The following is a 24,417-nucleotide window of genomic DNA, read 5'->3' on the forward strand; positions in this document are numbered from 1 at the left end:
TCAGCCCTCCCGATCGTCTTCGTACCAGCTTTCAGTAAGGTACCAGTTCAGGTTTTCGGGCATATGCCCGAACAATCTCAGGATTTCCAGAGCCCTTTCATCCATTTCCCGGGCATTGTCCCGGGTATCATGGTCGTAGCCCAGGAGATGGAGAACACCGTGAGTGAGCAACACATCCAGAACGGTTTCAAGTGGAACATTATAGCGTTCAGACATCTCCATTGCCATCTCTATCGATATGACAACATCTCCCAGAATACGGGGAATACCTTCATGCTCCGGGTCTCCATTGCCCATGGGAAAGGACAAAACATCCGTGGGCTCATCAACACTCCTGTAGGTTTTGTTAAGGTGGGCAATCTCCCGATTGTCAGTAAGCAGGATACTCAGCTCCACATCATGACAGCCCAAGGCGCTTAAGATCAACTCCGCCCGCCGATGCAGGAACTTCAGGTCGATCGGATGGCGCTGGTTGTTGCTGATTAGAATCTCTGCCATTTCCGGTTTCCCTAGCTCTGGTTGACGGTTCCTGAGCAGGATATTCTATACGCCTGTGGTGGATTGTGGAAAGGATCTGATGGAAATGCTTTGCAATTTGATGAAGGTCTCTCAGGGTCAGCTCGCACTCATCAAGCTGCCCGTCAACAAAGGCCTGATTTATAATTTTATTCACCATACCTTTAACCCTGGCAGGCGTGGGATTGGGTAAAGAACGGCATGCCGCCTCCGCCATGTCGGCAAGCATTACCAGACCTGCCTCTTTGGTCTGAGGTTTCGGGCCGGGATATCGAAAGTCCTCCTCTTTGACGGGTGGTAACTCCGTTCCCTTCTTCTGCTCCTGAGCCTTCTCCCGAGCCTCCACGGCTTTCTGGTAGAAGTAAGAGATGAGGCTTGTTCCATGATGCTGAGCTATAATTTCGATTATCTCCTTCCCGAGCTTGTACTTTCGGGCCAGCTCCACTCCGTCTTTAACGTGAGACATCAGTATCAGGCTACTCATTGACGGGGCCAGCTTATCGTGACGATTCTCACAACCAAACTGATTCTCTATGAAATAGAGCGGTTTCTTTATCTTGCCCACATCGTGAAAATAAGCGGCAACCTTGGCCAGAAGGGCGTTGGCGCCTATTGACCTTGCTGCCACCTCCACCATGTTTCCCACTATTATGCTGTGCTGATAGGTTCCAGGAGCGTGAACGAGCAATTCCTGAAGCAACGGGTGATCGAGGGTTGCCAGCTCCATAAGCCTGGTGTCTGTCGTATAACCGAAGAGGTATTCCGCAACGGGTATAAGACCGGAAGCAAGAATCCCCGAAAGTATCCCTCCGAAAACCGCCGCCAGAAAGCAGAGGGCCATCTCCGACGCAACGGAAGACCCATCGACAATCAAAACACACAGCACCAGCAAGCCCTGGAAAACACCGGTCCACAATCCAACCCGTATCGGTTTAATTCTATCGTGATAGGGATAGAGTAAATGAACGGCAAAAAGTGCTCCTAAAGTGTAATAAACCAGAACCTCAACGTTTCGCCCGATTATAAAGCTCATGAAGATGGATGAGACAAAAGAGAAAACCCACGCAACGGAAACGTTAAAGAAGGTCACGACGATCATGGGAAGGGCGACGGAAGGAAACAGCAAAGTCAACAGACCCAGTTCGTCGGAAGAAACGATCATCGACGGCACATCGGCCAGATGAATCTGAAACCAGTTAATGCAGTAGATGGCCCCAACCTCGATGCAGAGGGCCGATGAGAGGAAGACCGCATCTTTTTTCTGTAGTTTCTTACGGAACAGGTGCTTTGCACCTATTTGATAGGGTACGGAAAGTGTGGCACCGGTAAGAATCAGGAAACCCAGAAAAATTGCAAGCCCTCTGAGCCAGCTCTCCTGATTTCCCCTGAAAGCCCCTGTGACAAAAAGAAGGCTCAAGAAGGTAACAGTACAGAGACCGATAAAGACAACGATTCCCTCATTGGAACCCAACCGTTCTGAAAAGACCTTACCCTTTTTTATCTTTTTTGCAGAAAGATTTTCCTTTTCCTTCATACAGACCTTCGCCGCTTTTCGGCCTGTTCATAAGCATGAATAATGTCCTGAACGAGCTTGTGACGCACCACATCCTGGCGGGTAAAATATACGAAACATATTCCCTCAATATCTTTAAGAATTTCCATAGCCTCCACCAATCCGGAAGGTTTGTCATCGGGCAGGTCAATCTGCGTAACATCTCCCGTTATAACGGCTTTAGATCCCACGCCAAGTCTCGTCAGAAACATTTTCATCTGATCCCGGGTTGTGTTCTGAGCCTCATCAAGAATGACGAAGGCTTCATTAAGTGTTCGACCTCTCATGAAGGCCAGCGGTGCGATCTCTATTACACCCCGCTGGATCAACTTGGCGGCCCGGTCAAAGTCCATCATATCGTGGAGTGCATCGTAAAGAGGCCTCAGATAGGGATTGACCTTTTCTACGAGGTCACCGGGCAAAAAGCCGAGCTTTTCTCCCGCTTCAACGGCGGGCCTTACAAGTATGATACGCCGGACAAGCCTGTCAGTAAGTGCCGCGACCGCCATGGCCATCGCCAGATAGGTTTTTCCCGTTCCAGCCGGCCCTATGCCGAAAACAATGTCGTATTTTCGGATGGCATCAATGTACTCCTTTTGTTTCTCACTTTTCGGGGTAACCACTTTCTTGCTGGAAGTGACGAAAACCCTGTCGAAAAAGATATCCTTGAGGTTTGCATGGATGTTGTCGCTCAAGATTCTCGAAGCGTAAACGATGTCGCTGGCATAAAGGGGATATCCGCATTTTATGAGATCCACGAGTTCGTCAAAGAGCCTGAGCGATACTTCAACCTGCGGTTCCGATCCCTCCATCAGGAGCTGATTCCCTCTCAGGTAGAGCTTCACGCCTATCTGCTTTTCTATGAGCTTCAGATTCGTATTCCGCTCTCCTGCCAACTGTTGAATCAGTTCGGCATCATCAAAGGTTCTGAATTCACGCCTTACGGCACAGGCAACACGGGTCACGTCTTTCTAAACCTCCAATCCGAAGGCTTTGATTATTTTCACACATTGCATTCAAAAATAATTTATTCCTCCGTAAAATCAAGTAAACTTAAACCGCTTCTCGGATCCCGTCGGCGCAAAGCCGAAAGGCCTTCCAGCTCAATTATAACAACTTCCCCCACCAGCCACACCAAAACCCCGGCTCTGGAACACCCAACGGAAGCATTTCCCTCTCTTCCTGCAGCCATGTGGAGATGTACAGTCGGAGAACCCGTCTCATCCCGGAAAACGGTTCCCAGGCCCACCATTTCCGTTATTCCCGACATTTCGTGGACCAGAGGGACTATCCGATCCGAAACGCTTTCATCGGGACCAACGACAAGCCTGCTCCCCCTATCGGCTCCGCCGAGAAGGAAAACGACTCCGTTTCGAATACCCTGCTCCTTTGCAAAGTCCTCAAGAATGTCGGGAAGCTTTTCGCCTTCCTCAAGTCTTAAAACGAAAACCCGTCCTATCCGTCCCTGTGCGTATTTCATAGTACCACCTGCCTCATAGACCCAGCCATTCCTTAAGGGTCATAGGAGTTTTGAAGATTTTATCTTCGGCGTAGTTCTCAAACCACCTATGGCCGGTAACATCAACACCTTCCTGAAAAACCGCCACCGGCCTATCGGCAGAAACGGCAATAACAATAACACCCGGATGCTGCGCGGTAAACCTCATGGCCGAATTGTACCTTGCACCCCTCGATCTATCCTCGCCGGGAACGGCAAACCCGTCCAGAAGACACGAAAAACCGTGAAGGCGAAGGTCTCTTCCTATGTGAACGGCCCCATCGAGCTTGGATAATGCACAGGCAAGCTTAAGGTTTTCAGGATCAGATAGGTCTAAAGGTTTATCAAGTCGCTGTCCGGATATCGGTATGGGCGCTTCGTTCAGATCCACGACAATCGCACAACCGTGCTTTTCTTCAACGGAGCGACGCACAATCGTCAGGCATATCCTGAAGATTTCATCGCGTACATCCTCTTCAAGATCGGCCTCAAGAAGGAGCTCCTCCAGCTCCACCAGATGAGGTTGTCTGTTCGTGGCATAAAATTTTCCTTCAGAGAAACTGCAAACGGGGTTTTCCCCAATATGCACGAATCCGTAAGTTTTCTTAAATTCGGCAACAACCGAAGGGAGTTTACCGTCACAGCGCCCTATCCCTATGATGGAGGTTCCGTCGGATATCAGTGCCAGTTCCGGATTATCCCTCACGGCCGTAAGAAGCTTTCTGACGTGTTTCAGATTCTTAAGCAAAGGTCGATCCGCAGAAGGAAATTTTACGGCCAGAGGCAGAGCCTCACAAATTTTCGGCTCCACAACGGCCAGGCGTCCTTCGGGCAAAGATCCCTCTTCCGGAAGCTTGGAAAGGCCCAGAATAACGTCCAGAACGGACGTTACATGATAGGGCATATCCCAGCCGATGAGCAAATTCAGTTCATCGAGGATGTAATCCCTGACGGCGTACTTTGCGTACTCCCTTAACACGTAACGCGAGCTCGCCGTGTAAAAGGCATCTTCGGTAACGAAATCATGAGAAAGCATACAGACCGCATGTTCAAGCCATCTTTCTACGGGTCCTCGGGAGCAGAGGTCGGGATGATGATCAACGAACCACATCTGATAGAATATGGCGCCGGTCCTACCACCGTAAGAAATAACACCGCTAAGCCCGATGTCCTTTTCGGGAACCATCTCGCCGAAAAAGCGCATCTCTTCAAGGCTCAGTTCACACTCCCTCCACTTCTCCGAATCAACATAGAGCTCCTTAAGCCGGGGTTCATGCCCGTCAAGCAGTCTGAAAGGATCCCAGATACGGAGCGGATCCTCCGGATGCTCTGCGTAAATCAGTGCGGCACGGGTTGGACCGCAGAAATCGGAAAGCCCTTCCATAAGGCCTTCCAGTACGTTCACTATTCTGAGTTTCTTGCTTGCATAGTTCATCTTTCCACAGGCCTCAATAAACCTCTCAACAAAACTCCTGCTTTTCCTAACAACAGATGAAAATCTTCGAGGATCAGGTACAGGCAGGGAACCAGGATAAGAGTGACCACCGTGGCGAAAATTATCCCAAAGCCGAGGCTTATGGCCATGGGGATAAGCACCTTTGCCTGTACACTCCTTTCAAAAATAATGGGTACGAGACCGACAAAGGTTGTAAGGGACGTTAATATCACAGGTCTGAACCTCACCATAACTGCCTCTAAAGCCGCACTACTGATGGTTGAGTTCGGTTTCAACCTGTTGATCCTCTCCACCAGCACGAGCGAATCGTTAACCACCACGCCCGATAGCCCTACAATTCCGAAAAGGCTTATTATACTGACATCATACCCCAGGAATATGTGACCAAGAAGTGCGCCGACGATTCCAAAGGGTATGGCCGTTATGACGATCAGGGGCTGTGTAAAGGATCTGAAGGGAATTGCCAGGAGTGTATAGATCCCGATAAGGGCCACACCGAATCCCTTGAAAACATCTCTCAGGGATTCTCGTTCCTCCCTTGCCTCACCTTCAAAGGAATATCTTATCCCCGAATAAGCTCCCAGGATTTTCGGCAACACCCTCTTCGCAAGATCACTTCTTATCTCCTTGGCATTGGCCACGGCAGTATTAACGTCCGCCGTTACCTTAACAACCCTCTGCTTTGCTTCATGTTCAATGTAGGTATATCCCCTGCTTATTCTGGCCTGAGCAACATCTTTGAACTGCACCCATCCCCCGGCGGGAGTTCTGATGAAAAGGTTTTCGAGATTATCAGGGGTTCTTCGTTCCTCTTCCGGAAGACGCACAAGAACCTTCACTTCGTCGCTTTCTCGCTGAAAGCGGAGAGCCTCTGCTCCGTAAAAGGCATGCCTTACCTGACCCGCCAGGTCCTGAAGCGTAAGCCCGAGAGATCTTCCCCAGGGCAGAAGATCGAACTTTATTTCGGGCTTTCCGGCAACCATGCTGTCGCCTATGTCATACACACCGGAGTACTCGGAAAGAGCTTTTTTCAGCATTTCGGCTGCTTTTCTCAGCATTTCTTCGTCATCACCATAGAAATTCACCTGAATGGGCTTACCGGGGCTGAAAAGCGCACTCTGAAAGGTTATTTCTTCTATACCCGGCAGACCTGCGCATTTTTCACGCCATTTGTTCATAACGGCCGTACTGGAAACGTCCCTTTCCTGAGCCGGTAGTAACTCCACAAAGATCTGCGCCAGATGGCTACCGCTGACAAACTGCCCCGATAGATCCTCCGTGCTCATCTGGACGCCTATCAGAGTTGATACACTTTTTACCAGAAGTTCCCTGTCCTTCGACGGAGTTCCCTCAATTTCTTCAACTGCCGCCGCCAGACGCTTTTCCACTTCGTTGACGACCTCTCTCGTCCTTTCTTCCGAGGCTCCCGTGGGAAGCCGCAAAGAACAAATTATCCAGTCACCTTCAACATTCGGGAAAAAGGTATAACCGATCCATCCTGCCTTCCATATCCCCAGTGAAAGAATAATCGATGCCCCAAAAAAAGCGACCACAAGGTAGCGATACCTGAAACAACGGCTCATGAAACGGCTGTAAGGCCCCGATACGAACAGGGCCAGAAGCCTGTCCGCCATTTTGGGGCGGTCAACCCCTGCAAGAGAGCTGCTCCTGGAAAGATGGGACGGAAGAACGAATATCGCTTCCAGGAGCGACCCGGCAAGAACCAGGATCACCACGAGGGGAATGTTTCTCATAATCTTACCCATCATACCACTTCCGCCGAGCAGAGGAGCGAAGGCCACCATAGTAGTAAGCACCGAAAATATTACCGGAATACCCACATCAACCGTTCCGCTGACCGCCGCATCAACGGGATTCAGACCCTCTCTTGACTTCCGGAAAATGTTTTCGCCCACAACAATGGCATCGTCCACAACAATACCCAGAACCATAATGAAAGCAAAAAGCGATACCATGTTAACGGAGACGTCCACAAAGGGAAGCACTGCAAAGGCCGCCAGAAAAGAGACGGGAATGCCTGCAGAAACCCACAAAGAAAGCCTGAAGTCCAGAAATATTCCGAGGAGAAACACGACAAGAACAAACCCCATAGCTAAATTCTTTACAAGCAACCTTATACGGTCTTTAAGCACCAGAGACATGTCGGCAAAATAGCCAACATCCACACCGGCCGGAAGCCTCTTCTTCAAAAGGGGCAGGAACTCTTTCACCTCCCGGGCTACCGTGAGGGCATTCTGTTCCGATACCCGGTACACCACTATTAACATTGCGGGCTTACCGTTGTAGCGGACGGACATGCCGATGTTTTCAAAACCCTCACGGGCCCTTCCGATATCCCTTATCCTGACCCTCGAACCGTCAGGCATGCTGATAATCACCAGGTCATTGTAAAACCTTGCGGTTTCCACCCGACCCGTTGCTCTGAACAGAACCTCACCCTCAAGGTTGGTAACCTTCCCCGCCGGAAGGTTCAGGCTCAACCGTCTCACAACGGAGGCAACGTCCTGGAGGGTAAGGTCCAGACTCCGTAAATTTTCTTCGGGGATTTCTATGTGAATTTCACTCTCTCTTGCGCCGAATATTTCAGCAAGGGAGACGTGAGGGAGCCTTATAATCTCGTCTTTTACAATCTGAGCGGCCCTTTTTAAAACCCGCTCACTCACATCTCCGTAAACAACCAGGTCTATAACCTCCATTCTCACCACATTTTCTCGAATAATCGGCGTCTCCGCCTCTTCCGGGAAGGTCGTAATCTGGCCGACCTCCGTTTTGACATCATCCAGCACTTCCTGAACATCCCGATCTTCGGTAAACTCAACGGTCACAACCCCCACTCCCTCTGCCGCAATGGAGGTCACCTTCCTTACACCTTCAAGGCCGACAACCCTTTCCTCTATTTTGTCTATGATGGCTTCTTCAACCTCATCAGGAGATGCATTGGGATAATTGACGATGACCGACACCTGATCGAGCGATGCTTCGGGAAAAACCTCGACCTTCATGGTATAAAGCTGCAGAAGTCCGGCAACCACCACGAACACTTTCAACATGGTTGCCGCCACATGGTTTTCAACAAACCAGCGTATGATGGACTTCACATTCTCTCCCTATTCCCGACCCGCAATGCTTACGGGCATATTCTCGGTTGCCAGAGGCAGATCGGAAATAACCACATCCTCGCCACCTTTAAGCCCCGAAACAACGTAGGCCCGCCCCTTCCACCTGTGGGCCACCTTTACGGGACGGGATTTCATAACGCCACCTTCAACAACCCATACGATCTCGCCACCCTTATCGTCGAGCCTTATTGCCGAAACTGGCAGTATACCGGCTTTCACCACCGAACCGTGGATGCCCACATTAACAAAAGTTCCCACGGCAAGAGGCGGAATAGTGTCATAGGCACGGTCAACCCTCACGATAACGGGATAGAGTCGTGTGGCTTCATCCACCTGCCCCCGCCACCTGACCACCCTGCCCTGCCACCGGCGTTCGACACCTCCGACAAGAGCAACCACCTCCGCATCACTGCCCCTTTCATCGACAGGACACGTCAAACCCGGTACCTTCAACCACTTTAAGTCGTCCCTTCCTATCGGGACCGTTATTTCGACACTCCCCGTATAAAAGACCCTCGCCAGCCTCTGACCCACCGTAACATACTGACCCACGTCCACGTACTTCTCGCTTATAACGCAGGGAAAAGGCGTCTTTATGGACGTTCTCTGTAAATCCAGCATGGATCTTTCAAGCTGAGCCTTTGCGGACTCCAGCTTAGCTTTTGCGGCCTGAACCTGAGGTATCCTTGCCACGAGCCTTGGAACGGGTAACCTGTTCCGACTCCTGAGCCACTCCTTCCTGGCGATTTCGGCCTGTGCCTCCTCAAGCTCAAGATTTGCCCGTGCCTCCGCCAGGGCGGCACGAGCCTGAATTACCCCCAGCTGGTAGTCCACCTCTTCGATCTTGATAACCTCCTCGCCCTCCTTAAACCTCCCTCCCGATACAAACCTTTCGGAAACCCGGATAATCTTACCGGACACCTGTGAAACGAGATCTGCACTCCTGAAGCTTTCCACCACCCCGCTGTTCCAGATCACAATGGGCCCCCGGTAGGGTTCGACCTTCGTTACGCGTACAGCCGTCGGAGGTCTTTGCTCACTCACCGTTGGCACGGGCTTTTTGAACCCTTCAAGCCACTTCATCACCACCAGAGACACAAAAACGACGAAAGCGGCCAATCCGACTTGCAGAAGGGCTTTCTTATTCACCGTCTTTCTCCGACCTTTTCCCTTTCTTCAATAAGACGCTCTCTGAGCAGACTGTAGCGCTTTTGAAGCTTGGTGTTCTTCAGGGCCAGTGCCAGAGCTCTGTAAGTTCCGATCATGACCACCAGTTTTTTCCCTCGCGTCACGGCCGTGTATACGAGATTTCTCTGAAGTAGCACATAGTGATGTGTCACAACGGGAAAGATGACAGCAGGGTATTCACTTCCCTGAGCCTTGTGAATGCTTATGGCATATGCAAGGGATAGTTCATCAAGTTCCGTCACATCGTACTCAATCACCCGCCCTTCGAAATCGACAAAAACCTTCTGGTACTCAAAATCAACCTTCACTATACGTCCCAGATCCCCGTTAAAAACGTCCTTCTCGTAGTTATTTCTTATCTGCATGACTTTATCGCCGGGACGAAACCTCATACCCCCGCGCTCGATCTGAATCGAACCCGGGTTAAAAACATCCTGAAGTATTCGATTAAGAGCATAAGTCCCAAGGGGTCCCCGATTCATGGGAGTCAGGATTTGTACATCCTTTATCGGATCCAGTCCAAATCTTGCGGGAATACGTTCGGCACAAAGCTTGATCATTGTCCTGATAACATCCTCCGGATCCTCACGAACTATGAAGTAGAAATCCGACAGCCTGTCTTTCCTTCCATCATGCTTCAGCGGAAACTTACCCTCCCGAATCCTGTGAGAATTGATGATGATGGCACTTTTTCTGGCCTGACGGTAAATCGTGTTCAGCCTTATGACGCGAAAAACGCCCGATTCGATCAGGTCTCTTAAAACGTCCCCGGGTCCAACAGAGGGGAGCTGATCGGCATCGCCTACGAACACGAGGGAGGCTCCGTCCGGTACGGCCTTGAGGAAATGATAAAGCAGCACCAGATCCAGCATGGATGTCTCATCTATAACAAAAACGTCACCTTTCAGAGGGTTCCTTTCATTACGAGAAAACCCTCCGTCACGGGGTGAATATTCCAGAAGCCTGTGAATGGTGGAAGCTCTCTGGCCTGTGGATTCTTCAAGGCGCTTTGCAGCACGACCCGTAGGCGCCGCAAGCACAATGCGCTCATTCAACACCCTGGAGGCTTCAACCAGGGCTTTCACCAGCGTGGTTTTTCCCGTTCCCGGTCCTCCGGTTATGAGGGTTACTCCCGACGAAAGCGCCGTAGAAAGAGCCTCCTTCTGTCGGTCGTCCAGAGCAAAAGGCAATTTATTCTGAACGTACTCAATAATCGGACCAATCGGGGGAAGCGGCCTTGGCATCGCTGCTATTCTGGCAAGCCTCTGAGCCGCACCCACCTCACACCTGTGAAAACCCGGCAGATATACGAAATTATCCCCTCCGGACCGATTATCACGAAGGACCAGATTGGCCCGTTCCAGCTCTTCAAGTCCCAGGAGAAGGGTAGCCCGAGAGATACCCAGTTTGTCGGAAACGACGTCCAGCAAAAGATGTTCTGGATAACATACATGCCCGTCGGATCCCACTTCATGAAGCATGTACAAAATTGCTCCTTTTGCCCTTATTAGGGAATCGGGAGGGATACCCAGGGCCATGGCAATCTTATCGGCCGATATAAAACCTATTCCGTGAACGTCTATGGCAACGCGGTAGGGATCGCTTTTAAGGACGTTAAGAGACTCTTTCCCGTAACAGCGGAAGATTCTATGGGCATAACTTCCGGGCAACCCGTGATTTTGCATAAACTGCATGAGCTCGCGTATGTCCTTCTGTTCATCCCAGGCTTTTTTTATGCACTCGAGCCTCACCGGGCCGATGCCATCGACTTCACGAAGCCGATCAGGATCCTTTTCCATAACGTCAAAGGTCTTCTCACCGAATTTTGCAACAATCCGATCGGCCAGAACCGGGCCAATTCCCCTTATCATTCCGGAACCCAGATAGCGCCTCATGGCCTCCAGAGAGGAAGGAAGAAGAGACCTGTAAGACTTTGCTTTAAATTGGCGGCCGTATTTTTCGTGTATTGCCCACTGCCCTGTTAACTCAAGGAACTCACCAGGCGACACATCAAAAAAATACCCTGTAGCCGTGACGGGATCCGACACACCCGGTACACGAAGACGAATTACGCCGTAACCGTCCTCGTCACTCACAAAAGTTACCCGTTCGACCTCTCCTCGAATGACTTCCACAACAACCTATCCTCAGACGGCTTCATCTCCCAGCCCCGACGTCTTTAGCATAAGTTCTAGAGACATAACATTCTTTTCTCTTTTGACACAATTGGCAATCGTATCTAATATTTTGAATGGGCTGAACGAATAAATCGCACATTCCGAGGTGCAACTTATGTCTCTTTACATCAAGACGGATGACTACCGAAAATACGGGGTCACCAAGAGTTCTGACCTGCGAAAAATAAAATCCATCGTCCAGAGAGAGCTTAACATCTATCCTCTTTACGTCTCCTTTGTAAACGGTAAGGAATTCATCCGGGTGGATTTCCTCAGGCCTCGAGGTCGCAGGAATCGTCACGGAAGGCATGGAAGAAATTCATCCCACAGACGCAGAAAAAACTTCGGTAGCTGATAATATCAGGCCTTTGGGTCGGAATGCCTGAGGAGGGTATTTCGATCCCGGAAGGGTTGCAGCACAGTAAAATCCGGCCTTCCTTCAGAACTGCCTGCAACCCTTCCAAAAAAGGTGACCGTTAAGCCTGTTGAGAGAGGGCGGATTTATGCACCCTGATGACGAAAAATTCCTGAAGATGGCGAAAGAAATAGTCGTCAAATTCATAGAACTGGGGCGGATCTCCCCGTCCAACTTTGAAACCCACTTTCACGAAATCTTCTGGGCCATAAAAAAGACCGCCATGTCAACTCAGGGGGTTGATGTAGAAAAGATTTTAAAGGAAGATCAATCCGGGTGAGAAGAGGCTTCCGCCCCTTCTCTTCAACTTTCCGCTTTAAGAAGCTGCGGCCACAACTCTGTCTATGTAATCGAATATGTCCTGAACGGTGCGAATGTTTTCGGCATCTTCATCGGGTATTTCTATGTCGAACTCTTCCTCCAGCGCCATAACGAGCTCCACAACATCAAGCGAATCCGCTCCAAGATCGTCCACTACATGAGCCTCGGGTTTCACGTCTTCTTTTTCTACCCCCAGCTTTTCCACGATGAGGTCGACAACCCGCTGTTTAATGGCCTCCTTATCCATCTCCTACCTCCTGCTTAAATCTGTTTTTCCAGTTTCTCCCGTTCCTTCTCGGTTATAACCCCGTAAAGCAGAATCTCCGAAGCGACGGGCAGGTCGTCCAGAAGAGAATAATCACAACCGTGGTCAAGCCATTTCTGCACAATACCGTGTAAAAACCCCATAAAGCCGTAGAAGGTTGTTTCAAAGTGCAGAGGTTTGAAAATCCCCGATCGTGTGGCTTCAAAGATTTTCTTCTTGAGGGGATATAGCCTTCTGAGGGCACGCTTTATGTAAATGCCGTGCTCCTCTGCCTTCCATTCTCGTAAAATCAGCCGGTACAACCCCCGGTAATGCTCAAAAAACCTCAGATAAACCTGAAAGCATCTGTAAATCGTGTCAACGACGTCAAGTTCCGGAGAATTAATGATTTGCTGTATTTCATCGTCCAGCCCTTTGAGGCGCACTTCTAAAAGGGCATGATACAGTTCATCCTTACTCTTAAAGTACCTGTAAAGGGTCCCCTTACCCACCCCGGCAACCTGAGCGATTTCTTCCATCGTGGCTTCGTGATAGCCTCTCTTTGAAAACACTGAAAGAGCCGCATCGAGAATCCTTTCGACAACGGGCTGTAATGACCGGTGCCCCGATCCTTCTCCCTCGACATTCAGATATTCGCGAAATTCCAGAAGTAGTCCCAGGCCCTGAATCAGAGGAGAACAGACCTCTCGATTCCGACACAGCCCTTCCACAAGGGCTTTCAGCATCCCCGGGTCTATAAGGGTTACCTTCTTAAAAAGAGCTTTCAGAAAGGGAGCATGCTGGTGCTCGGGCATTTCTCTAAGAAACTTCGCAGAGGTTCTTACCCACTCAGCCCTGGGCTTCTGGAGGACGGAGTCAACATGGTCCATAGGGATCGGATTACCGGAAGCCTGATTGCCGGGCTCGGAAGGCAAGATTTCCGTCACAGGTCTCCCTCGGTTGCCGTCGTTGTGGTACTGACCGGTCAGTCTTATCCATCATCTAATCCTTCCCGTCAAGAAGATTTTTCCGAAAACATCCATTTTTTCAAAGATCACCCCCAAAAGACCTTGACTTACCTGAAATCAATAAACTATGTTCTCAAACTGCTTGAGTATCATCCGGCGGGATCTATACACCAAAGCCAAATAAAAACGGGGAATGGGGAGCAAAATGAAAAACGGTTCAAACATAAGAACTTTCGCATTGGTAGCCCACACAGGCGCAGGAAAAACCTCCCTTGCAGAAGCCTTGCTCTACACCGCAGGAGTTACTACAAGGCTCAATAAGGTCGATCAGGGAAATTCCCTGCTGGACTACGAACCCGAGGAAATCAAAAGAAAGATCACCATTTCCACATCCTTCTGCACCTTTGAATGGAATAAACACATCTTTAATCTTATAGACACTCCCGGCGATTTTAACTTCATCGGCGACATGCAGATGGCCCTGCACGGTGCCGACGGGGTCATCGTGGTCGTGGATGCCGTAGATGGAATCAAGGTCCAGACCGAAAAAGCCTGGGAGCTGGCAGACGCCCTTGAGCATCCTCGTTTTATCTTCATAAGCAAAATCGACAGAGAACGTGCCGATTTCCAGAAAACCGTCGATGAAATAGTCGCCAACTTCGGAGACGTCTGCGTCCCCCTTATCGTTCCTGTCGGGGCCGGAGAAGACTTCAAAGGCGTGGTAAACGTCCTTGAACAAAAGGCTTACATGTACGGCGATGACGAGTCGGGAAAGTTTGAGGTAACCGAACCACCTGCGGATCTGGCAGATCTGGTTGAACAGTACCGTGAACAGATTATGGAAAGAGTTGCCGAATCAGACGACGAATTGCTGGAAAAATACCTGGAAGGAGAGGCCCTGACGCCGGAAGAAATTGAAGGGGGCATCAAAAAAGCGATAATCTCTCAGAAGCTCATACCAATAGCCTGTGGTTCCGGAGTCGCAAATAAGGGCATAGCGCAGCTTTTGAACCTTATTGAAAAGTACTTCCCCTCTCCCGTGGAACGAGGCCCAAGGAAGGCAACGGATCCGGCGGGGAATGAGGTTGAGCGTGCACCCTCCGAAGAAGAACCCTTCAGCGCTCTCGTGATCAAGACCCTGAGCGATCCCTATGCCGGGCGGCTTACGATCATGCGCGTATTTTCAGGGAAGCTCGTGCCGGATTCCACCGTGTATAATTCATCCAAGCAGACCAGGGAAAGATTCGGAAACATTTTGACCCTTCAGGGTAAAACCCAGAAACCCGTTCAGGAAGCACTGCCGGGCTCCATAGTGGCCGTAGCAAAGCTTAAGGACACCGCAACGGGGGATACCCTTTGTGATGAGAAAAACCCCGTGATTTTCAAAACTCTGCCTCTTCCACCCGTGGTTTATTCTCTTGCCATAGAACCCAAAACCAGAGGCGACGAAGAAAAAATCTTTTCGTCCTTAGCACGGCTTATGGAAGAAGACGTGGCCCTCAAGCTGGAGCGGAATGACGAAACGAAAGAGATGGTTATCTCGGGAATGGGAGAAATCCACATAGAGGCAACGGTAGAAAAACTTCAGAGGAAGTACGGAGTGGAAGTAAATCTCCGTCTGCCCAAAGTGCCCTATAAAGAAACCATCAAAGGCAAAGCAAGGGTTCAGGGTAAGTACAAGAAGCAGACAGGAGGACGGGGACAATACGGAGACTGCTGGATTGAGATGGAGCCGTTGCCAAGAGGCGAAGGCTTTCAGTTCGTCGATAAGATAGTTGGAGGCGTGATACCAAAGCAGTTCATCCCTGCCGTGGAAAAAGGTATTGTTGAAGCGGCTCAGGAGGGAGTGCTGGCCGGATATCCTATGATAGATTTCAAGGTGGACCTCGTGGACGGGTCCTATCATTCCGTTGACTCTTCGGAACTGGCTTTTAAGATCGCCGGATCCATGGCCTTTAAGAAGGCCGCCATGGAGGCAAAGCCGACTCTGCTGGAACCCATAATGTACATGGAAATAGTCGTTCCCGACGATTGCATGGGGGATGTCATAGGCGATCTGAACGGCCGGAGAGGCAAAGTGCTCGGTATGGAAAGCAAAGGGAAGAAGCAAATTATAAAGGCCCATGTTCCCCTTGCAGAGGTCCAGAGGTATGCTGCCGATCTTCGCTCCATGACGGCAGGACGCGGAATGTTCACCATGAGATTCGACCATTACGAAGAGGTTCCCGCTCATCTTCAGGAAAAAATAATAGAGCAGGCCAAGGCCGAAGCTGAAAAAGAAGGTCGTTAGTGTGGCACGGGGAGCGGCAAAAATACGCTCCCCCTTCACCCGAAATTCGGATTACGTCGATGATAAAGGCGGCCATTATCACCGTCAGTGATCGGTGCTCACGGGGTCAGAGAGAAGACCTGACGGGGGAAGCCCTCAGGGTCTTGCTGGAAGAAGACGGATTTCACGTTGCCGAAAAGGTCATAGTTCCCGATGAAAGAGATGAAATCGTACGAAAATTAATAGAGTTCTCGGATGTTAAGGGTTACGAGCTTATAGTTACCAACGGCGGCACCGGGGTAAGCCCTCGAGATGTTACGCCCGATGCGACGAGAGAAGTAATAGAAAGGGAAGTTCCCGGCATGGCCGAAGCCATGAGAATGGAAAGCTTCAGGATAACCCCTCATGCTCTGATTTCCCGAGCCGTCGTGGGCATAAGAAAGCAGAGCCTGATCGTAAACCTTCCCGGAAGCCCAAAAGGCGCAAAGGAAAATTATCAGGTCATTCGTAAGGCCATCCCTCACGCCCTGGAAAAAATTCGGGGGAGCACTGAAGAATGCGCTCCCCCGGGTTCGTAAGAAAAAGTGACGAATTATTCCGCGGGTTCTTCGGGCTTCTCGGTCTGCTCCTGCGCGGCTTCTGAAGACTCCAGTTTCTTTTTCCGGGCTTCAAACTTCTCTCTAATTTCTCGCTTCTTCTCTTCAAAAGCCCTCTCAATCTCCTCAATGATCTGATTGAACTGTGCTATGTCGGCTTCCGCCAGTTTCATCTTTTCCAGCTTTTCTTTTACGGAAGGAGCATTCTGCCAATCGGTTACGCCCTCTTTAATAAGACGATAGATCTCAAGGCCAAACTCGCTAAAAACTTTCTCCGCCTTCCGAGCGGCAAGCTTCTGACGAAGCTTCTGTTGCTGTTTCTTCAAGAGCTTCATCTTCCACTGAAGAGCGGTTTCACCATATTGTTGAGCGGTAAGAGCTGCCTTCTGTCCCATCACCTTAACTTTTTCAAAAAGATCCGCCATAATCCCTACCTCCCTTTTCTGCTAAGGCCCTTTTTAAACTCTCAAGTTTACCCTGCATCCTCTCAACGTGACTTCCCGGCCAGTAAACCTTCCCGCAGGTGGGACACCGAAAAAACTCTTCCGTCGTTTCCCACACGTACTCAGGAACCATTCCGGTTACGGACCGGCGATCCACCTGCTCGAGAACGGCGTTGCAGCGGCCGCATCTGGAAAACCATTCGTCGTCATCCGGAAGGGCAAAATCCAGCACTTCGGCAAGCTCCACTATCTGATCGTCAAGATCGTTTGCAGAAATTACTATAACTCCCTTCATCCCCTGCCACCTGCGATTCCGCGTCACAAAAACACGACCTTCCGATACGAGCCGTCTGACTTCATGGGGATACCTGACATAGACATAGAGCGTATCAAATCCCATAAAACGGAGCCATTTAGCCATCTTTCCGAGCATGGCATCAACCGCAAACCTCGGTACTTCGCAAAGCATGGCCAAAAGCTTCGCCTTCCTTATCCGTCCGGGACGCTAATAAAAACCTTCTCAAAGGGCAAGGTTGCAATAAATACCACCCTGTCCGAAAGACCGGCTACAGGCGAAACACCTTAACGTCCCCGGGAAAAGATAACTTGTATACTTCCGTCTCTACACTCCGCAATTCAACCGTTTCAACATCCAGCCTGACAGATCCCTCTTCCGTGCTTATCAATATATGCTGTGGATAGGTTCCCGAATCGGAGAATCTAAAAGGCGGATCGTATTCTACGATCACCTTCTTCTGCTCTCCGATTATTAATCTTCTAATCTCGTAGCCACTCCGCCTTTCGCCCATGTCGGGACCGCATCCTGAAATAAGTTCCCGAATTTTTTGAGGCGGAAATTCAACACCCAGAAGATACTTCGTCAGCTGGCTGCCATCCTTAGACAGATAGACTTCCTTCCTGGACGGTAGCCACACAAGATTATCCCTTTTCTCATCGAAAATCCCCACGGCCACCGTACCGCCCCATCCTGAAACCACATCAACCCTGATTCTTTCCGGAGCACTCCATATTACCAGCGTAAAGGCCCTTTCGGAACCTTCGACCACAACCCGGCCCTGAAGGCGACAGAAATACTGCTCCCAGAGAGCACAGCGATCGGCCGTTGCCACCCCGGATTTTTTCAGCTTTCCACCGAGATGCACGAACCCCGGCGTACAGGAAGAAAGGCACAGGATCAAGGAAATCAATCCCGTCAGATAAAGTGCAAAGGCTGCGAAGGAGCACAACCTCCGGCTTTTCGAGAAAATTTCCCTCCCAGATATGCAAACATCCTCGAGTTTCATCGATCAATCCGGTCTTCCAAAACGGGCCTTAATCTGTTTAATCTTTTTTTCGATTTCGGCCTTTTTTTCATGCCCCAGCTCAATAGCCCGCTCGTAAAACCGAAGGGCCTTCTTCAGGCTTCCCAGCGCTCTGTATATATCCCCGGCATGGTCGGTTATTACGGGATCCTCGGGAACTCTTTCAAGTGCCTTATCGATGTAGATCCGGGCTTTATCGTACTTCCCCATCCGGTAGTACACCCAGGCCATACTGTCCAGAATGTAGCCGTCGTCGGGTTGCTGTTCCAGAGCTCGCCTTATAAGCTTTTCTGCTTCATCCAGGCGGATACCCTGGTCCGCGTAAGTATATCCGATATAATTCAGCGCTTCGGCATTATTGGGGTCCTTTTCGAGAATCTTCTCCATCACCTTAATTGCATCGTTCTTCCTACCCTGCTTATCCAGCACAATACCCTTACGATAAAGCAGATCAACGTCTCCGGGAAACTTATCAAGGCCCTCGTCAAGGATAGCAATGGCCTCCTCCAGCCTGCCCTGCTCCTCACGAAACATGGCCATATAGAGGAAAAACTCGGGATGCCCACCTTCGGGCACAGCCGCCGCCTTTCTCAAAACATCAACGGCCGTATCGTATTCCCCTTTGCGGGAAAAGATAACCGCAAGCCTTATCTGAGCAATCTTCCACAAACTGCTGGAAGGCTGAATAAGCCGATAGTTTACTATGGCCTGTTCAAAATCCCCCTGTTCTTCGTAGGTGGTGGCAAGGTAGAAAAGAGCCTGATCGTACTCCGGCTCCTTCTGTAAAACGGCTCTGAAATCTTTTATTGCTTCCTCATAGCTGCGCTTTTTTAGATGTATAATTCCGATTTTAAGCCTGTTCTCCAGATCTCCCGACTTTTCCAGCATGCTCAGCCGTTCAAAGATCTCCAGCGCCTCATCCAGCCGGCCGGTCCTCATAAAAAAGTTACCCAGCCGCTCAAGAGCCAGCGGGTTATCGGGATCGTAAGATAAAATGCGCCTGTAAGCCTCCACGGCTTTATCTTTCTTGCCCGTGTTCTCATAAAGATAGGAAAGGTCAAGGAGAGCCTCGGTAAGATAAGGATCAATCTCCAGGGCCTTCAGATACATCTTTTCGGCAAATTCGTACAACCTCATCTCCAGCAGGACCCTGGCTTTATAGTAGTAGGCAAGGGGGTTGTCAGGAAGAATCTCCGTGAGAAGGTCCAGCCTTTTAATGGCTTCATCGTACATTCCCACCTGAGCGTAAAGCGTCCCAAGAAGCAAACACACATCGGCATCTTCAGGATTGATGGCAAAGGCCCTCTCAAACACATCAATGGCCTGCTTCCACCGCCCTGCTCCGGCGTAAAGTCGCCCGACAAAGACCAGAACTTCAGGATCGCCCGGGGCACGGTTCAGCAGTTTTTCGGCATAACCCAACGCCTCTTCTATGCGACCCTGCCGAACCAGTAAGGTTGATAATTCCCTCAGAATTTCAATCGATCCCGGCCGCAGGCTGAGGACCTCTTTATAAACCTCTATAGCCTCATCAAACCGTTCTTCGTGAAGCAACAACTGAGCTTTCAGATACTTGAAGTAGAGGGGGGAATTTTTCAATTCCGGCTCCACCGCTTCGTATTTAAGATTCGGCGGGTTATGAAAGGTTGCACAGGAAACCATAAGGCTCAGCGCTATAATCATCACAAATTTTTTCATGGATAGTACGTGAACCTCCGTAAGTAGCACCTTAAATATTCAAAACTAAAGGATCGGTGTAGTAGTGCATATCACAGCCTATTCCGGAAAGTCAATTTAAGCCGAAGGAAGCCGGAAGGGCATAAATCATGACGGAATTTCAAAAAATCAGGGCTGCGGGAAAAAAGCGAAACCGTCACTCTTCTTTGACCTTACCGAAGACGAATTTCCCAAGGAGCTCTTCAATATCCAGGGGAGGCTGAGTGTCCACTATTTCGCCTCCCGGAGGAATGTAAGAGTCAAGTCCTCCAGGAGATATGGCAATGTACTTGTCCCCGATAATGCCCATGGTTTTTATGCTTGCTATTACATCTTCTTCGAGTCTGACATCCTTCTTCACACGAAGCTTAACCAGAGCCTGTCCCTGATCGAGCACAATGTCTTCCACATAACCGACTTCAACGCCCGCAATGGTGACCGGAGCTTTTTTCTTTAATCCGGCCACATTACTGAAACGGGCGTATACGGTATAATAATCTTTCAGGTTCCACAAAGAAACCTCTCCGAGCCTGAAAGAAACGTATCCCGTTGCAAGCAAACCGATGAGCAGGAATAAGCCAACGGCAAACTCGAGACGGCGGCTTACATGTTCCATTTTAAGGACTCCTTCGTCACTAAAGCATAATGGACGTAATCACATAGTCCGCAACAAGCACAGATACGGAAGAAGCCACAACCGCATCGGTCGTTGCTTTGCTTACATCTTCCGGCCCCATGGAGCCCGTATCCACCCCCGCATAAAACCCCTTGTATGTACAGATCCATATAGTTATTATCGCAAATACAAAAGCCTTTACATAGCCCATGGAGACATCGGACCAGTCAACGCTTTTGTATATCCCGTCCCAATAAGCGCCTGGGTTTGCACCGAGAAGCAAAACCCCTACCCCATAACCGCCTATGATACCGATTAGGTCGAAAATCGAGGTTAGCAGGGGAAAGCAGATAAGGCCGGCGATAAATCTGGGAGTAATCATGTAAGAATGAGGATCTATGGCCATACAACGCAGAGCATCTATCTGCTCTTCAATCCTCATTATCCCTATTTCCGCGCATATTGCCGATCCCGCACGGCCGGTTATCATAAGCGCCGTGAGAACAGGCCCCAGTTCCCGGATCAGGCTGAGAGCTACGGCCGCCCCAAGAAGACCCTCGGAACCGAATTTGGAAAGAGTGTAATACCCCTGAAGTCCCAGCACCATGCCCGAAAAGGCACCGGTAAAGCATATCACAAAAAGGGATTTGTGGCCGATGAAGTGGATGTGCTTGATCACAGCAAGGAACTTTCCCGGGGGTCGAAAGAGCCCGGCAACAGAGGACAGCAGGAAAATCCCCAGACGACCCAAACCGAATATCTGTCCAAGACCCCATCGCCCGAGAGAATAAATCAAGGTAATTCCGTAATTCATCGTCGCCTCACCGCGCACAGCCTTTCAAGATAAGCTTCCACGTCCTCTCCCGCCTCTTCGGCTCTTCGTTCCAGAAACTGCCTCACCCTTGGATTATCGTTTCTTCTTATTTCATCGGGGGTTCCCGATGCAAGGATGCGTCCACGATCCATTACCATCATTCTGTCGGCTATCCTGAAAGCGCTTTCGAGCTCATGGGTAACCACGATAACGGTCATTCCCAGGGCAGCCTTAAGAGAAAGCAGGAGTTCGTCAAGCCCCGCAGCAGTAATTGGATCAAGCCCTGATGAGGGCTCGTCAACAAAAAGAAACTCAGGGTCCATCGCCAGAGCCCTTGCAAGTCCGGCTCTCTTGCGCATCCCTCCGCTCAACTGAGACGGCATAAATCCCGACAGTCCCGACAGGCCCACCATGTGCAGTTTCATCTCAACCATGATGTCAATGATTTCGCCGGGAAGACCGGTATGAACCCGTAGAGGCGTGGCCACATTTTCGCCTACCGTAAGAGAGTTAAAAAGAGCCCCGTTCTGAAACAGAACCCCGATACGCTTGTGATAGTTATTCCACTCCGAACTACCCCATCTTCCGACGTCTTCTCCGTCAATCCATATACACCCCGACGGCGTTTCCTTAAGGCCGATTAGATGGCGGAAAAGAGTCGTTTTACCGGAACCGCTTATGCCCATTATGACGAAAATCTCATGTCTGGGTATAAGGGCCGACACATCGTAGAGTACCTGTCTCGTGCCGTAGAAGCTGTTAAGTCCTTTCACCTCTATTGCAATATCACCGGTCATAAGACGATTACTCCGTCAGCCCTCACCAGTCCGGTTCTCCAGCAGAAGATTTTCAAGACGGGCCAGTTTTATCACTCTCACGGCATGTTCGGAAGGGTTTTTCAACTTGAAGGAAATCCCTCTCTTTTTAGCCTCTCTGCAAAGCGCAACAAAAAGTGCCACTCCCGCCGTATCCACCGTGGACACATTGAAAAGGTTCAGCTCGACGCCGGCTATTGCCCGGGAATTCAACTCTTTTTTAAGCCTTCGATATATCCGCGGAACTTCATACCTCGTAAGCCTTCCCCTGATTTCGATGGAAAGAGTTCCCGATGATGAAACTCTCATGTCAATAAGATCTCCGGACAAACCATTCTGCATAAGCCCACCCTTATTTAATTCAGGGAATTTCAAAGTTATGTAGTTACCTCTATAGCTTTGAGGCCCTTTGCTTGTAAAGTGCTCATCTTACCCCGATAAGGACACGGCAGGGAAAACCCTGTTCCGGTATGATGAAAAGCCGTAGAGGCCATAGAACCTATGAGTCCTTCAGCACATTAGTCGTGCAGCTCATGCTGTGTCTGAAAGGATCAGAACAGGAAAGCTACAGACGGGAAGATTCTTTCAAAGGGGTAAGCGGGGAAATCGACACGGTCAGGATACCTTTCCTTCAATTGCGTATCCTTTTAGAAAATGAAATTATTCCTCCCAATCCTTATCGGATGGGTTACCTCAGAGCAAGGGTAGGGGCACATAGATATTCCGACGGAAGTATGGCAGTTTTCCATGGTCCACGGAAATCGGCCAAATGCAATGAACAATTAATGTGTTGCTAACAATTAAAGGACAAAAAGCTTGACACACTGGCCCTGAGTCGCATAATGGCTAGTACGTACTATGTAACTTAACCCACTACGGAATAAGAAAAATGACCAAGAAAGAGATTCAGGCTCAAAATACCCGCATGAGCATCATCAAAAGCGCCGTCTGGCATTTCGCAAGATTCGGCTACCATAAAACCACGGTTTCCGAAATAGCCCGCATGGCAGGAGTCACAACGGGAGCACTCTTTCACCACTTCACAACCAAGGAAGATCTGCTCTATGCCGTAATCGAGTGGCTCTCCAAAGGCATCAAAGCCTACGCCGATCAGTTGAATCGGGTAAAGCACCCTTCCAGCAAAACCATCTCAGACATCATAGACCTCATGTGTTCTCACTTCAACCGCTACCCCGAGGCCACCATATGCTTTGCCACTCTGGCAACGGAATTCTCGGGATCCCACCACCCGGCGGAAAAGGTCATCAAGGAAGTATACGAAATCTTTGTGGAAGCCATGTCACGGGTCCTCGAACACCACCCCCGCGTTTCAAATCCCAGAGCAGCCTCAATAGCCTTTATCGGAGCAGTACAGGGAATTGCAGTCCAGGGGTTAATGCGAGAAGATGAAACGGACATAAACACACTGGCTCATGGTTTTTTGTCAATGCTAAGCCTTTGGTAGGAGGATAAAATGGAAATTAAAAGGGTTTGTGTACTCGGCGCAGGAATCATGGGATCGGGAATAGCCCAGGTTATCGCCGAAGCCGGCTTCGAAGTTAAAATAAGGGACATCGAAAGTGCCTTCGTAGAAAAAGGCCTGTCAACGATAAAGAAAAACCTGGAACGAGCGGTGGCGAAGGGCAAGCTGGATGCAGCTTCGGCTGACTCAATATTGGGCAAAATAAAGGGCACAACTGACATCAAGGAAGCCGTTGAGGGAGCAGATCTGGTCATAGAGGCAATCGTCGAAGTAATGGAGCTCAAAAAACAGGTCTTCAAAGAAATAGACGAACTCTGCCCCGAATCCGTCATCTTTGCATCCAACACATCCGGTCTTTCCATAACGGAGATGGCTTCCGTCACCCGAAGACCCGACCGCTTTATCGGCATGCACTTTTTCAATCCCGTACCCGTCATGAAACTCGTGGAACTCATAAGAGGATTTGCCACTTCTGACGACACCTTCAACATTGCCCGATCCTTCGTGGAAAAAATAGGAAAAACCCCCGTTGAAGTTAAGGAAGCTCCGGGCTTCGTCGTCAATAGAATCCTCTGCCCCATGATAAACGAAGCCATATTCGTTTATTCCGAAGGCCTGGCTTCCGCAGAGGACATCGACAGGGCGATGATGCTTGGAGCAAATCACCCCATCGGGCCCCTTGCCCTTGCCGACATGGTCGGGCTGGACACATTACTTCACGTTCTTGAAGGTCTTCACAAAGAGCTGGGTGAAGATAAATACAGGCCCGCACCGCTTCTGAGGAAAATGGTAAGAGCCGGATACCTTGGCCGTAAAACGGGGAAAGGTTTTTACGACTATACCAATAAATATGAGGGGAGGTAACGAT

The 24,417-nt window shown here is 49.9% G+C and carries 25 protein-coding genes; 7 read left to right on the plus strand and 18 right to left on the minus strand.

Annotation, left to right across the window (positions count from 1 at the left end; genetic code table 11):
* From ybeY to recD2, 8 genes are all read right to left on the minus strand, one after another.
* Entirely contained in the window at window positions 1-426 is a 426-nt protein-coding gene (ybeY, locus tag BM091_RS00655) for an rRNA maturation RNase YbeY (RefSeq protein ID WP_177193463.1), read from the minus strand.
* The gene (locus BM091_RS00660; RefSeq protein WP_093392656.1) at window positions 398-2,050 is read right to left on the minus strand and encodes an HD family phosphohydrolase; all 1,653 of its coding nucleotides are present in this window, start codon (window positions 2,048-2,050) and stop codon (window positions 398-400) included. Before BM091_RS00660 ends, ybeY begins: the two co-directional genes overlap by 29 nt.
* Window positions 2,047-3,033: a PhoH family protein gene (locus tag BM091_RS00665; RefSeq protein WP_093392658.1), complete on the minus strand. Its 987-nt coding sequence runs from the start codon at window positions 3,031-3,033 to the stop codon at window positions 2,047-2,049. Before BM091_RS00665 ends, BM091_RS00660 begins: the two co-directional genes overlap by 4 nt.
* 62 nt (window positions 3,034-3,095) lie before the next feature.
* A complete protein-coding gene (locus BM091_RS00670) occupies window positions 3,096-3,548 on the minus strand; it encodes a PPC domain-containing DNA-binding protein (RefSeq protein WP_093392660.1) in 453 nt (150 codons plus the stop codon).
* Between the two features lie 13 nt (window positions 3,549-3,561).
* Window positions 3,562-5,001 (minus strand): DNA integrity scanning protein DisA nucleotide-binding domain protein, encoded by a 1,440-nt coding sequence (locus BM091_RS00675; RefSeq protein WP_093392662.1) that lies wholly within the window; start codon window positions 4,999-5,001, stop codon window positions 3,562-3,564.
* Window positions 4,998-8,141 carry an efflux RND transporter permease subunit gene (locus BM091_RS00680; protein ID WP_093392664.1) on the minus strand — a complete coding sequence of 1,048 codons (3,144 nt, stop codon included), beginning with the start codon at window positions 8,139-8,141 and terminating at the stop codon, window positions 4,998-5,000. Before BM091_RS00680 ends, BM091_RS00675 begins: the two co-directional genes overlap by 4 nt.
* 9 nt (window positions 8,142-8,150) lie before the next feature.
* On the minus strand, window positions 8,151-9,311 hold the full coding sequence (locus BM091_RS00685) for an efflux RND transporter periplasmic adaptor subunit (protein ID WP_093392666.1): 1,161 nt from the start codon (window positions 9,309-9,311) through the stop codon (window positions 8,151-8,153).
* Entirely contained in the window at window positions 9,308-11,485 is a 2,178-nt protein-coding gene (recD2, locus tag BM091_RS00690; protein WP_093392668.1) for an SF1B family DNA helicase RecD2, read from the minus strand. Before recD2 ends, BM091_RS00685 begins: the two co-directional genes overlap by 4 nt.
* 157 nt (window positions 11,486-11,642) lie before the next feature.
* Here recD2 and BM091_RS00695 point away from each other — a divergent pair, with 157 nt between their 5' ends.
* Both BM091_RS00695 and BM091_RS00700 read left to right on the plus strand, forming a co-directional pair.
* Complete coding sequence (locus BM091_RS00695; RefSeq protein WP_093392670.1) at window positions 11,643-11,882, plus strand: hypothetical protein; 240 nt, start codon at window positions 11,643-11,645, stop codon at window positions 11,880-11,882.
* Between the two features lie 148 nt (window positions 11,883-12,030).
* Window positions 12,031-12,222: a hypothetical protein gene (locus tag BM091_RS00700; RefSeq protein WP_093392672.1), complete on the plus strand. Its 192-nt coding sequence runs from the start codon at window positions 12,031-12,033 to the stop codon at window positions 12,220-12,222.
* A gap of 36 nt (window positions 12,223-12,258) precedes the next feature.
* Here BM091_RS00700 and acpP read toward each other — a convergent pair whose 3' ends face one another.
* Window positions 12,259-12,510, minus strand: coding sequence for an acyl carrier protein (gene acpP, locus BM091_RS00705; RefSeq protein ID WP_093392674.1), 252 nt, complete (start codon window positions 12,508-12,510; stop codon window positions 12,259-12,261).
* A gap of 14 nt (window positions 12,511-12,524) precedes the next feature.
* Complete coding sequence (locus BM091_RS00710; protein ID WP_093392676.1) at window positions 12,525-13,454, minus strand: TetR/AcrR family transcriptional regulator; 930 nt, start codon at window positions 13,452-13,454, stop codon at window positions 12,525-12,527.
* Between the two features lie 226 nt (window positions 13,455-13,680).
* Between BM091_RS00710 and fusA the strand changes: the two genes are divergently transcribed.
* Both fusA and BM091_RS00720 read left to right on the plus strand, forming a co-directional pair.
* Window positions 13,681-15,765 carry an elongation factor G gene (gene fusA, locus BM091_RS00715; protein WP_218148763.1) on the plus strand — a complete coding sequence of 695 codons (2,085 nt, stop codon included), beginning with the start codon at window positions 13,681-13,683 and terminating at the stop codon, window positions 15,763-15,765.
* A 59-nt stretch (window positions 15,766-15,824) separates the two neighbouring features.
* Window positions 15,825-16,322 carry a MogA/MoaB family molybdenum cofactor biosynthesis protein gene (locus BM091_RS00720; protein WP_177193464.1) on the plus strand — a complete coding sequence of 166 codons (498 nt, stop codon included), beginning with the start codon at window positions 15,825-15,827 and terminating at the stop codon, window positions 16,320-16,322.
* Between the two features lie 14 nt (window positions 16,323-16,336).
* Here the strand turns inward: BM091_RS00720 and BM091_RS00725 are convergent, their stop codons facing one another.
* The 8 genes from BM091_RS00725 to BM091_RS00760 form a co-directional block, all read right to left on the minus strand.
* Entirely contained in the window at window positions 16,337-16,765 is a 429-nt protein-coding gene (locus tag BM091_RS00725; protein WP_093392680.1) for a hypothetical protein, read from the minus strand.
* A complete protein-coding gene (locus tag BM091_RS00730; protein WP_093392682.1) occupies window positions 16,749-17,252 on the minus strand; it encodes a Mut7-C RNAse domain-containing protein in 504 nt (167 codons plus the stop codon). The genes BM091_RS00725 and BM091_RS00730 overlap by 17 nt, the downstream gene beginning before the upstream one ends.
* A 97-nt stretch (window positions 17,253-17,349) precedes the next feature.
* Window positions 17,350-18,087, minus strand: a complete 738-nt coding sequence (locus BM091_RS00735; RefSeq protein WP_093392684.1) for a hypothetical protein — start codon at window positions 18,085-18,087, stop codon at window positions 17,350-17,352.
* Window positions 18,088-18,090: 3 nt separating this feature from the next.
* On the minus strand, window positions 18,091-19,803 hold the full coding sequence (locus tag BM091_RS00740) for a tetratricopeptide repeat protein (protein ID WP_093392686.1): 1,713 nt from the start codon (window positions 19,801-19,803) through the stop codon (window positions 18,091-18,093).
* Between the two features lie 175 nt (window positions 19,804-19,978).
* Window positions 19,979-20,437 carry an outer membrane lipid asymmetry maintenance protein MlaD gene (gene mlaD, locus BM091_RS00745; RefSeq protein WP_093392688.1) on the minus strand — a complete coding sequence of 153 codons (459 nt, stop codon included), beginning with the start codon at window positions 20,435-20,437 and terminating at the stop codon, window positions 19,979-19,981.
* A gap of 19 nt (window positions 20,438-20,456) precedes the next feature.
* Window positions 20,457-21,251 carry an MlaE family ABC transporter permease gene (locus BM091_RS00750; protein ID WP_093392690.1) on the minus strand — a complete coding sequence of 265 codons (795 nt, stop codon included), beginning with the start codon at window positions 21,249-21,251 and terminating at the stop codon, window positions 20,457-20,459.
* Window positions 21,248-22,048 carry an ABC transporter ATP-binding protein gene (locus tag BM091_RS00755; protein WP_093392692.1) on the minus strand — a complete coding sequence of 267 codons (801 nt, stop codon included), beginning with the start codon at window positions 22,046-22,048 and terminating at the stop codon, window positions 21,248-21,250. The genes BM091_RS00750 and BM091_RS00755 overlap by 4 nt, the downstream gene beginning before the upstream one ends.
* Window positions 22,049-22,063: 15 nt before the next feature.
* Window positions 22,064-22,408 carry an STAS domain-containing protein gene (locus BM091_RS00760; RefSeq protein ID WP_093392694.1) on the minus strand — a complete coding sequence of 115 codons (345 nt, stop codon included), beginning with the start codon at window positions 22,406-22,408 and terminating at the stop codon, window positions 22,064-22,066.
* A 128-nt stretch (window positions 22,409-22,536) separates the two neighbouring features.
* Between BM091_RS00760 and BM091_RS00765 the strand changes: the two genes are divergently transcribed.
* The 3 genes from BM091_RS00765 to BM091_RS00775 all read left to right on the plus strand — a co-directional run bounded on the left by BM091_RS00765 (window position 22,537) and on the right by BM091_RS00775 (window position 24,413).
* Window positions 22,537-22,863, plus strand: a complete 327-nt coding sequence (locus tag BM091_RS00765) for a hypothetical protein (protein WP_143083073.1) — start codon at window positions 22,537-22,539, stop codon at window positions 22,861-22,863.
* Between the two features lie 92 nt (window positions 22,864-22,955).
* Window positions 22,956-23,531 (plus strand): TetR/AcrR family transcriptional regulator, encoded by a 576-nt coding sequence (locus BM091_RS00770; RefSeq protein WP_093392698.1) that lies wholly within the window; start codon window positions 22,956-22,958, stop codon window positions 23,529-23,531.
* 15 nt (window positions 23,532-23,546) lie between these two features.
* Window positions 23,547-24,413: a 3-hydroxybutyryl-CoA dehydrogenase gene (locus BM091_RS00775; RefSeq protein WP_093393505.1), complete on the plus strand. Its 867-nt coding sequence runs from the start codon at window positions 23,547-23,549 to the stop codon at window positions 24,411-24,413.
* The last annotated feature ends 4 nt before the right edge of the window (window positions 24,414-24,417 follow it).

Origin of the sequence: Thermodesulforhabdus norvegica, from assembly GCF_900114975.1 — a bacterium.
In the GTDB taxonomy this organism is placed as follows: Bacteria; Desulfobacterota; Syntrophobacteria; order Syntrophobacterales; family Thermodesulforhabdaceae; genus Thermodesulforhabdus; species Thermodesulforhabdus norvegica.